Raw genomic sequence first — 11,158 nt, 5'->3', positions numbered from 1 at the left:
AGAAGTGCAACGGCTATAATATCGTCTTCTATATTGCTTGCCTTATGCCCGTAAAAAACTTTTATTCCGCTTTCTTCCAAAGATTTAGTTTTTTCCGTTTTCGCCAAATCGCTTCCGCTAATCGTATAACCCATAGCGTTAAGGACGCTTGCAATCGCGCTCATTCCTATTCCGCCTATTCCAACAAAATGTATTTTTTCTTTTTTTCTTTTAAACATCGTAAACATATTTCAAATTCCAATTCGATTTAGTATAATTATTTTTTATTTATTATTTTTTTAATTTTTCCGCTTCCAAATTATTAACAATATCCGTAACTATTGAAGAAACAGCTTTTGCAGTAAAATTTTTCTTAATATTATTTCGCATGGTTGTAAGTCTTTCTTCGTTATTCAAATTCTTTATTATGATATTGCTTAATTTATCTTTATCCAAATCCGACTCTTCGATTAAATAAGCCATATCTTTATTTGATAAATCCAAAGCGTTAAAATATTGATGATTATCCGCCGCATAAGGAAAAGGAATTAGTAAAGAAGGAAGATTAACGGCAAGTATTTCGCTTATAGAACTGCTCCCCGCTCTCGAAACCATAAAATCCGCAGCATGCATCAAAGTCGGCATATCTCTATAATAACTGTGAACTGTTATATTATTTAATTTAGCGATATTTACTTTTTCAATCATTTGATTTGCCCATTTTGGTCCCGCAAGCCAAACTATACGCAAATTTTCCACTTTAGACTGAATAGGTTTTATGCATTCAAAAAATAATTCGTTTAATTTCAAAGCTCCTTGCGAACCTCCCATGATTACAAGCAGTTTTTCGTTTTCTTTTAATCTCATTACATTTCTTGCGCTCTCTCTACCCACTACAAAAAAATCTTCTCTAACTGGATTTCCAAAAACTTTTCCTTTAGGCATATATTCCAAACTTTTGCTAAATGTTAAATAACAGCATTTTGCATGTTTATAAAATATTCTATTCACTTTTCCAGGGATTGAATTCTGTTCGCATAAAAAAATTGGAATCTTTTTCCATTTTGCCATATATAAAACGGGAAGCGCCACAAATCCTCCCATTCCGATTACGCAAACGGGCTTATGTTTTTCTATTATATCTTTTGCCTTAAATAAAGCGGGAATAAATTTTAATATAAAAGCTATATTCTTAAATATATTTCCAGGTGCGTTTATATTTATGCTATTGAAATTATAATGATTTGGAATAAGGCTATAATCTTTCGCCGCCACAACGAGACGAGGATTATAACCCGATTTTTTAAAAAAGTCGTATATTGAAATAGCTGGCGTTATATGCCCCGCCGTTCCTCCTCCGCATAATATTATATTTTTCATGATTCTATCCTTTGAGTTATTTTTAATAAAATGGCAAACATAATCATATTTACGGCTAAAGCGTTTCTTCCATAGCTTATTATAGGAAGCGGCATTCCCGTTGTAGGAATCATAAGAGTAGCCACCATAATATTTAAATACGCTTGCAAACTTATAAATATCGTTATTCCGAAAGAAATATTTTTTAAAAACAAATCGTTAATCCGAGACGATATTATGAATCCTCTTATCGTAAACGAAAAAAACAGAAGAAGAATTATTATGTCTCCGATTAAACCGTATCTTTGAGCTACCGACGCGAATATAAAATCGGTTAAAGCCGCTGGCAAATGCGTGCTTACTTCCAAAATATTTTCATCGGGAATCCCAGAAATACCGCCGTAATTGAAAGCCAACTTCGCCCTTCTCGATTGATATATATCTTCTTCCGATTGATTCTGCGGGTCAAAATAAGCGTTTACTCTGTTTCTCATATAAGGAACATTAAATATAAAAATAATAAATAATAGCAAAAGGAATATTGCGGATATTATTAAATTTTTAGTAGGAATTCCAGCATAAGAAAATATTGAAAAACCTACCATTGCGAATAATAAAGCCGTTCCAGAATCTGGCTCAACCAATATTAGAACGGAAATAAGAAGCAAAACTATAAGAGGAGGAAACAAACCTTTTTTTAAATCAAAAAGTTTCTCTCCTTTTTTACTCAAAACGCTCGCCAAATATATCGTAGTCGTTATTTTCGCTATTTCGGAAGGCTGAATTGTAAAACTCGAAGCGATTAAAAGCCATCTTTTCGCATAACTTCCAGGGACGGTTATACCGAATATTAAAACGGCTATCAATAATAATAAAGTTCCAACCAACAATAAAGGCACTATTCTATCGAGCAAATCAAAAAAGTCGGGCAATATAAGAATTAAAATCGTTATCGCAAGCATAAATATAAGCAAATGCAAATGATTTGAAAAATATTGTCCGTTAGGTTCATGAATAATTTGCGCTCCGTAAATAGCCAAAAGTCCCGCTATAAGTAAAGCGACATATATTATTAGCAAATATTTATCTGGTATCAATTTTCTTCTTATCATAAAAAATCCGTTAAATTATTTTATATTATTTATACTTTATTCTTTTCGCATTATTCTATAAGCTAAAGACAATTTCGCTTCTATAAAAGTTTTGCTGTTATAATTTGGAAGTCCAATATGCAAGCCCGCCGTCAGAAGAACATTAAATTTCAATCTGTTTTGTAAAAAATTAAAATAAATTATTCCCGCGACTCCCAATTTATGAGTCATTATTTTTGAATTCAAAAGATAAGTCAAATCGTAATAACCTCCCAAATATATAGGATTCATATTTGCAAGTATAAAAGCTTCGTTCATAATTTCAAATTCGCTTTGCTTATGAAGTATGGAAGTTCTTGGTTCATAATAATAATTTTTATCTCCCGCAAAAATATAATTGAGACTAAAATTATTTATAAACACAAGGTTCGGCAATTTAAAAACAAGGTAAGGAGAAACTCCGAACATAAAGCCGAAAGAATCGTATTTTTGCATAGAAGATAAAGCTTTTGCGGAATAATCTATACCTTCGTTCGTATAAAATCCCGCATAACCGTAATTCATAATATTATACATGATTATAAAATTCGCGGACGCTCTTATTCCAAAAAAATATAAAGGTCTTATATCGGCATAAACTCCCACCATATCGGAAGCCAAAGAAAAATTATTTTCGATTCCAAATTCCGCTTTATTTCCGTCCCATAAAAAACCGTTTCTATTTTTATATAAAGACATTCTATAATAGAATTTCGTTTCTGCGTTGAATTTAATCGGATTATAACCTCCCGCAGCCGTTTGTTCTATATAAAGTTCATGGACTCTGTTTGTAGTTTCCGAATTTGTGGAAGGTCTATTATTAATATTAAATGTTTGCATGTCGGAAAGATTTATATTAAAAAGCGGATTTATACTCGCACATACAAAATTAAAGCATAAAAAAAACGCCGTTATAATATTCAAAATATTCAATTTTCTTAATAACATTTATACAACTTGATTTATAAATTTTAAAAAATATCGTAAAAATAAACATAATATTTTGTTTATATAATATAGTCTATAAAGTAAAAAATCAATATTATAAAATAAAAAAACATTATTCTCAGTTTGCAATGCAAGTGGCAACTGCCCGTTGTTATAACAAATGCTCCTCATAAATTTTAATAATTCATATTCCGAAAAATATAAATATATTTAATTAAATTAATGAATACTAAATTTAGATAAAATAAATACTTTTTAAAAATTCTGTATTTAAAACAATTTAATTTAAACAATTTAGATAAAAAAGAGTCCGCATTTCTACGAACTCCTTTATATATTTTTAATTTCAAAACTTTCTTATTTTTTAAGAATAAAGCCCATCGATAACGAAAGAACCATAGCTTTTATGCTGTCTGTAAGCAAAAACGGAACGGTCCCTTTCATTATAACTTCCGTGAGAGTGTAAGGTTGAATATTGGGCGAATAAACGGACCAAATATACAATCCTATCATACCGCATATATGAATAATCGCTATTTGGAATATAAATAAAACGGCTGAAGTCTTTATAAAACTATATTTTTTTATATCGCATTTTTCCGTCCATTTTCCCAAAGCGAAAGCGCAAATAGAATAGCCTACTATATATCCCGTAGTCGCTCCCAAAAAGCTCGAACCCGCGATGACTGGAAGTCCAACGGCTGCCGCTAACATATATATTGCAACCGAAATAAATCCCCAGAAACCTCCTAAAGTTGTCCCCGCCATACAAACGGCAAATGTTCCAAGATTGATTGGCACGGGCGTGAAAGAGAGAAATATTTTTATTTGAGAGGCAACGGCTAAAATTATGGCAAAAAGTATTGAAAGCGCCATTTTTTGAACCATACTCGCGTCGTTAATCAAATAAACTCTCGCATCGTTGTATTTTTTAATTAATGTAGTCATTTTTTTCTCCTTAAAAAAATTTATTTATTTTTATAATTTATTTTTTATCTTTTTATTTAATTTATATTTTATTCTATTATCCTAATATGGCAAGCAAAACTCCCGCGGCAACAGCGGAGCCTATAACTCCCGATACATTCGGACCCATTGCATGCATCAAAAGAAAATTTTGAGGATTGGATTCCTGCCCGACTTTATTTGCCACTCTCGCAGCCATTGGAACGGCGGAAACTCCCGCCGCTCCTATAAGCGGATTTATTTTTTCTCTGCTAAAAAGATTCATTAATTTAGCGAGTAAAACTCCTCCCGCGGTTCCCATAGAAAAAGCGACAAGCCCCAAAACCAATATCCCTATAGTTTCAAATCGCAAGAATTTTTCGGCGGCTAATTTGCTTCCAACCGACAACCCCAAAAGAATTGTCACTATATTTATAAATTCGTTTTGAGCGGTTTTTGAAAGTCTTTCCGTCACGCCAGATTCTCTGATTAAATTTCCAAACATCAAAGCGCCTATAAGAGGAGCCGCATCGGGCAAAAGCAAAGCGATTAATATGATAACGGTAAGAGGGAAAATAATTTTTTCTCTCTTGCTTACTGGACGAAGCTGTTTCATTACTATTTTTCGCTCTTCTTCTGTCGTTAAAAGTTTCATTATAGGAGGCTGAATTATTGGAACTAAAGCCATATAAGAATATGCGGCAACCGCAATAGCTCCAAGCAAACTCGGGCTCAATTTTGAAGCCGTGAATATAGCCGTAGGACCGTCCGCTCCTCCGATTATGCCAATCGAAGCCGCGTCTCTTAAAGTAAATGTTATAACTGGAACATAAGCGGACAAAAGCATAGCGCCAAGCAATGTTCCGAATATTCCTATTTGCGCCGCCGCTCCAAGCAACGCCGTTTTAGGATTTGCAATAAGAGGACCGAAATCCGTCATAGCTCCCACACCCATAAATATAAATAACGGAAACAAACCCGCTTCTATACCGAAAGTGTAAACCTGCCCTAAAAATCCTCCCGCGCTTAAAGTAACGGGAATATTATTTATAACCTGAACTACGGGAATAGCCGCAATATTCGCTACTGGTATATTAGCCAATATTCCGCCCATGCCGATTGGAATCAAAAGCAAAGGCTCGAAACCTTTTGCGATAGCCAAATAAATTAAAACTAATCCTACGAAAATCATTATAAGATTTTGCCATAGAGGAACTTTTTTTATTTGAATATCATGCAATTTAATTTCGTATTTTTCCCTAATGCTTCTCTCTTCTTTAAGTTTTTCTTCCGCTATATCCTCTTCGCTTTTAGGAAAAAATCCGCCGAAAGCCGTATTTCTTAAAAGCGAAATAATCGATTCTTTAATATCTAATTTTTCCGAAGAACCGCCAATATCGTTTTCCGTTGTTTCTTCGGTATTTTCTATAATGCTCATATTTTCCAAATCGTTTTCGGAAACAACTACTGGATTTTCTTGCGACAATAAAACCGAAGTCGTTATAAATATAAGCGCAAATACAAAAAATATTTTATTCATTTATTTTCTCCTTTTATAAATATATCCTTAATACCGCGCCAAATTAACCGACTATAGCCAATTCTTGCCCCGCGACAATCGAATCGCCTGGTTTAACTTTAATCTCTTTAACCGAACCAGAAACGGAAGATTTTATTTCAACTTCCATTTTCATAGCTTCTACAATCAATATCGTAGTTCCGTCCGAAACTTGAGTTCCGACTGGAGAGACTATTTTTACAACCGTTCCTGGCAAGCCCGCCGTTATTGGAGTAGCGCTACCGCTTGAAGATGCTTGAGCTGGAGCGGATGCAGTTTGCGAAATGCCGTCTTTTATCGTGTAATCGTAACTTACGCCGTCAACTATGGCTTTTCCGTTTTCAATTTTTATTCCATAACTTGAACCACCAACCGTTACAGTCACTTCGTTGCTTGTGGATTTGACTCCGTCTCCGCCCGCATTCTTTCTTATGCCGAGTTTAGCTTCGCCTTTTAAGAATTGAATTCCTTTTTCTTTACAAGCCGCCGCTATAAACACATTTTCATCGGATAAATCGTTAATTCCCGCGTCTTTAAGAGCTTGTTCCGCAGCTTTTCTACCTTTTTTAGGATTTTTATCGTCAATATCCATAGCGAGTTCCGTTGTAGGTTGCAATCCTAACTGTTCGCTTGCAATTTTAACTATTTCCGCATCTGGAACGCTTGGAGTTTTACCGAAATAACCCAAAACCATTTTGCCGTATCCGTCAGCAATTTTTTTCCAAGCTCCTTGCATTACATTATTGAAAGCTTGCTGGAAATAAAATTGAGACACTGGAGTTACCGAAGTTCCGAATCCTCCTTTTTCAACCACTTCCGTCATAGCTTTAATGACTTCTGGGAATCTGTTCATAACATTAATGTCGCGCATCATTTGAGTATTCGCCGTTAAAGCTCCGCCGGGCATTGGCGCAAACGGAATCATCGGCTCTACCGTTCTGCTTTCAGGAGGCAAGAAATAATCTTTCATGCAATCTTTGAATACTTCTTCTGCGTCTCTTATTTTGTCAATATCTATATCGAAATAATAATCCGTTCCTCTTAAAGCATGCCACATAACTATTAAGTCCGTTTGACATGTTCCGCCAGACACTGGAGCCAAAGACAAATCTATATAATCCGCTCCAGCTTCGATAGCCGCTTTATATTGCAAAGCTCCGATTCCAGCGGTTTCATGGCTATGAACTTGAATACGAATATCGCTTCCGAGCAATTTTCTCGCCTCTTTAACCGTATCGTAAACGACTTGAGGAGTGGTAGTTCCAGAAGCGTCCTTGAAACATACCGAATCGTATTCCACATTATCCATAATCTGTTTCAATACTTTAGCGTAGAATTCGGAGTCATGCGCGCCTTTACAACCTGGAGGCAAAGCCATCATAGTAACGCATACTTGATGTTTGAGTCCCGCTTCTTTGATACATTTTCCGCTATAAATCAAATTATTCACATCGTTTAAAGCGTCAAAATTTCTAATCGTAGTTACTCCATGTTTTTTGAATAAATCGGCATGCAATTTAATCATCTCTCTCGGTTGAGATTCGAGTCCCACAACATTAACGCCTCGCGCCAAAGTTTGCAAATCGACATCGGGACCTACCGTTTTTCTGAAGGAATCCATTACATCGAAAGCGTTTTCGTTATTGTAGAAAAAAGCGCTTTGAAATGTAGCTCCTCCGCCCGATTCAAAATATTTAACTCCCGCATTTACGAAAGCTTCAACGGCGGGCATAAAATCTTTAGATAGAACTCTCGCTCCGTAAACGGATTGAAAACCGTCTCTAAACGCCGTTATCATAAATTTAATTTCTTTTTTTGACATTATTTAATTTCTCCTTGAAAATATTTAAAACTAAAGTTAATTTATTTTTATTACTTTTTATTAGCATGTATATGAGCCAAAGCTATCGCTATAGCCTTTGTTTTATCTCCGCTTGCCGATTGAACGGGAGCGGACGAAACCGCTTCTTCTTGCGGAGGCATTATTTTGTTTACTTGGGCAACAACCAAACTTACGAATTTCATTGCATAAACCAATATAATCAAAAACAAAACGACAACGCCCATACCTATAAGCATTATTTGAATAGCCGCCAATATATCGTTATTCATAAAATATTCTCCTATTTTTAATTTAATTTTTATGATAGATTATACAATATTTTTTGTTTATATTCAAGTAAATTAATATAAAATATAACGAATGGTAAAATATATTGATTATTATGTTAATTTTCTATATAATGGATTTTAATTTATACGGATTTATTTTTATGAATATTAATTCAAAACCTATAGGAATATTCGATTCGGGATTTGGCGGAATAACGGTTTTAAGAGAATTATTAAAATTGATGCCAAACGAAAATTATATTTATTTTGGAGACAATAAAAATATTCCTTATGGAGACAAATCAAAAAAAGAAATAATTGAATTATCTTCAAAAATGGCGGAATTTCTTATAAATAAAAATTGCAAAATATTGGTTATAGGATGCAACACGATTACCGCATCGGCATCCGAAATATTGAAAGAAAAATTTGATATTCCAATAATAGAAGTTATTTCAAACGCTTGTGCCGAAGCAAATAAAATTGCCAAAGATAATATATCTATTATGGCTACGGACTTTACGGTTAAATCAAAAATATATTTAAGAAAAATAAAAGAAAAAAATAAAGACATAAAAATTACTCAAATAGTTTGCAAAAAATTATGTCCAATGATAGAAAACGATTGGCAAAGTTTTGAAGACAGATTTGAAATATTAAATAATTATATAAAAAGAATAGATTCAAATTCCGACTGTTTGCTTTTAGCCTGCACTCATTATCCTTTAATAATGAATGATATAAAAAAAGTTTTGAAAGAAAATAAAAAGAATGTAAAAAAAATTATAGAACCGAGTCGTCCAACCGCTTTTTCGGTAAAAAAATATTTGAAAGAAAATAATCTTTTAAATAATAACATTATTAAAAAAAATAAATTAATCATATACACGACTTCAAACGATAAAATTAAAGCTAAAAATCTTTTGAATATATTTTTGAATAATGAAAAATATGAATTGGAATTCGTTAATTTGGATTAGTAAATATTTTTTAAAATAAAGTTATTGAAGTGCAAAAATATTATGACATATATCCAAATGGAAGTTGGCAAACTGAAATCACTCATCAATTGGGAACTTTCGCAAAATAAATCTATATAAAGTAAACTTGAATTATAAAAGGTATTGCATTTAATTGCGGTGTATTTTTTTATTATATTTATTTTCGGATTGCTTCACTTACGCTCGCAATGACATTAAATTTGTCATTACGAGGTTATTTTATAGCCGAAGTAATCTATTTAAAGCGGATTCTTTCGTTCGTTTTAACTCACTCGCAATGACCAATAACTTTTTGTCTCATTTATGCGAAAATCTATTGTTATATCATAGATTACTCAAATTTATTTTCCCTTCAAACGAATATCTCGCCTCTCCTTTCATAAAAACTTTTCCGTCTCTATAATCGAGAGTCAAATCTCCTCCCAAAAGATGATTTAAAATTTTGCTTTCCGTTCTTTCGCTTATGAATCCCGCAACGCAAACGGCGGATGCTCCCGTTCCGCAGGCTAAAGTCTCTCCGCTTCCTCGCTCCCAAGTTCTCTGTCTCACTTCGCCTTTGTTTATTATTTCCACAAATTCCACATTCGTTCTATTTGGAAATATAGAATTATTTTCAATCAATTTTCCGATAGAGCTTATATCCAAATTTTCCAAATCGTCTACGAATATCACGGCATGAGGATTGCCCATAGAAACCGCCGTAAATAAATATTTTTTTCCGTTTATTTCGATTGGCTCGTCAATTATCGGGTTTTTATTTATTGTAGTTGGAATTTTTAAGCCTTCCAAAATTGGAGAGTCCATATTTATTTCAACCGAGTCGACTTCTCCGTTTTTTATAAATAATTTAGCTTCGAGTATTCCTCTTAAAGTTTCTATTTTGAGCGGATTATTTTTACTTATTCCTTTATCGTAAGTATATTTGGCTACGCATCTTATTCCGTTTCCGCACATTTCGCTTTCCGAACCGTCCGCATTAAACATTCTCATTCGGACATCTGCTTTGTCGTTTTTTTCGCTCGGCATTATCAAAATTATTCCGTCTCCGCCGATTGAAAAATGTCTGTCACTTAAAATCGGAGCGTATTTTTTTGCCTCTTTAATCGTAAAATCTTCTTTGAAACAATCTATATAAATATAATCGTTTCCAATTCCATGCATTTTCGTGAATGATAAAATTTTGTTTGTCATAATAATATTTCAAATCCTACAATGATTTAATAAAATAAAAAGTTTATAATTAAGTATAAACCGTTTTTGAACTAATAAATTAAATTATATTATTAATAGAAAAATATTTAAACTCTCGGTCCAAATCTAAATCCTAATTGAACTCCGAAATCAAAAGTCCCGTAATTCTTCGCTTTTTCAACATAATAATTTTTTCCATCATCCTCAAATGGAAACATTGAAGAATATGTATAATAACTGAAAGCTAATATTTGATATTTAGGGAGAAAATCGTATCCAAAATATAATCCTATATTAAAGGCTATATTATCATTAATAAATAGCGAATAATCTAAAGTAATTTTTGCATAATATATAATTTTATTATCCATATTTACTTTTGATATAAATTTTTGATAGTATCCTCCATCTCCTTCGACACCTTCTACTATAGCAATAGAATAATCTACCGAAGTATAACTTGTTTCCTCATCGTAGTATGATAAAGATACGGGGATTTTTATTCCTCCTCCAATTCCTATTGAAAATCCTCTTATATTCAATTTTGGCAATAATCCTATTTGAATATTGTTATGGCTAATAGTAAATTTTCCTCCATAGATGCCAAAATTATCCCCATAATATTCTAATTGATATTTATCTCGAGCGTATCCAATTTCTCCTAAAGCGCTTACGGCTAAACTGTCTCTAATTTGAAACATATAACCTAATTGAGAAATAACTCCAATATCAAATCCAAAAAATCCGCTCATTTCATATTTTACATAGTCCACTGCAACTTTCATGTCTTTGGTAGGATATGCATAGTTTCCGCCTATTGGAATGCCCAATATAAACTCGAAACCGCTTTTTGCAAATGCGGAAATATTGAAAATTATAAAAATTGAAACTATGAAAAATAATTTTTTTAAATTCAAATTTTTCATAAATAATAT

Annotated in this window: 11 protein-coding genes; 1 reads left to right on the top strand and 10 read right to left on the bottom strand. The window is 32.8% G+C overall.

The annotated features are described in order from the left end of the window. From EZH24_RS02730 to EZH24_RS02695, 8 genes are all read right to left on the bottom strand, one after another. Positions 1-218, bottom strand: a 218-nt coding sequence (locus EZH24_RS02730; RefSeq protein WP_236847043.1) for a Mur ligase domain-containing protein, incomplete at its 3' end; no start/stop codon positions are given. Between the two features lie 52 nt (positions 219-270). Further along, on the bottom strand, positions 271-1,359 hold the full coding sequence (locus EZH24_RS02725) for a UDP-N-acetylglucosamine--N-acetylmuramyl-(pentapeptide) pyrophosphoryl-undecaprenol N-acetylglucosamine transferase (RefSeq protein WP_137997597.1): 1,089 nt from the start codon (positions 1,357-1,359) through the stop codon (positions 271-273). After that, positions 1,356-2,450: an FtsW/RodA/SpoVE family cell cycle protein gene (locus EZH24_RS02720; protein ID WP_137997596.1), complete on the bottom strand. Its 1,095-nt coding sequence runs from the start codon at positions 2,448-2,450 to the stop codon at positions 1,356-1,358. The genes EZH24_RS02725 and EZH24_RS02720 overlap by 4 nt, the downstream gene beginning before the upstream one ends. A 36-nt stretch (positions 2,451-2,486) precedes the next feature. Further along, positions 2,487-3,416, bottom strand: a complete 930-nt coding sequence (locus EZH24_RS02715; RefSeq protein WP_137997595.1) for a toxin A — start codon at positions 3,414-3,416, stop codon at positions 2,487-2,489. A 357-nt stretch (positions 3,417-3,773) separates the two neighbouring features. After that, complete coding sequence (locus EZH24_RS02710; protein ID WP_137997594.1) at positions 3,774-4,364, bottom strand: biotin transporter BioY; 591 nt, start codon at positions 4,362-4,364, stop codon at positions 3,774-3,776. 76 nt (positions 4,365-4,440) lie between these two features. Beyond that, a complete protein-coding gene (locus EZH24_RS02705; RefSeq protein ID WP_236847042.1) occupies positions 4,441-5,901 on the bottom strand; it encodes a sodium ion-translocating decarboxylase subunit beta in 1,461 nt (486 codons plus the stop codon). Positions 5,902-5,944: 43 nt separating this feature from the next. After that, complete coding sequence (locus EZH24_RS02700; RefSeq protein WP_137997593.1) at positions 5,945-7,741, bottom strand: biotin/lipoyl-containing protein; 1,797 nt, start codon at positions 7,739-7,741, stop codon at positions 5,945-5,947. Positions 7,742-7,791: 50 nt separating this feature from the next. Beyond that, positions 7,792-8,031 (bottom strand): OadG family protein, encoded by a 240-nt coding sequence (locus tag EZH24_RS02695; RefSeq protein ID WP_137997592.1) that lies wholly within the window; start codon positions 8,029-8,031, stop codon positions 7,792-7,794. A gap of 161 nt (positions 8,032-8,192) precedes the next feature. Here EZH24_RS02695 and murI point away from each other — a divergent pair, with 161 nt between their 5' ends. Beyond that, positions 8,193-9,011 (top strand): glutamate racemase, encoded by an 819-nt coding sequence (murI, locus tag EZH24_RS02690; RefSeq protein WP_137997591.1) that lies wholly within the window; start codon positions 8,193-8,195, stop codon positions 9,009-9,011. Positions 9,012-9,356: 345 nt separating this feature from the next. Here murI and dapF read toward each other — a convergent pair whose 3' ends face one another. Continuing rightward, positions 9,357-10,223 (bottom strand): diaminopimelate epimerase, encoded by an 867-nt coding sequence (gene dapF, locus EZH24_RS02685; protein WP_137997590.1) that lies wholly within the window; start codon positions 10,221-10,223, stop codon positions 9,357-9,359. 107 nt (positions 10,224-10,330) lie between these two features. Next, positions 10,331-11,149, bottom strand: coding sequence for a PorT family protein (locus EZH24_RS13965; protein WP_419670428.1), 819 nt, complete (start codon positions 11,147-11,149; stop codon positions 10,331-10,333). Positions 11,150-11,158: the final 9 nt, after the last annotated feature.

This window comes from Brachyspira catarrhinii, from assembly GCF_005518285.1.
GTDB lineage: Bacteria > Spirochaetota > Brachyspiria > Brachyspirales > Brachyspiraceae > Brachyspira > Brachyspira catarrhinii.
The sequence above is the reverse complement of the archived record's forward strand: the minus strand, read 5'-3'. Positions and strand labels throughout refer to the sequence as shown.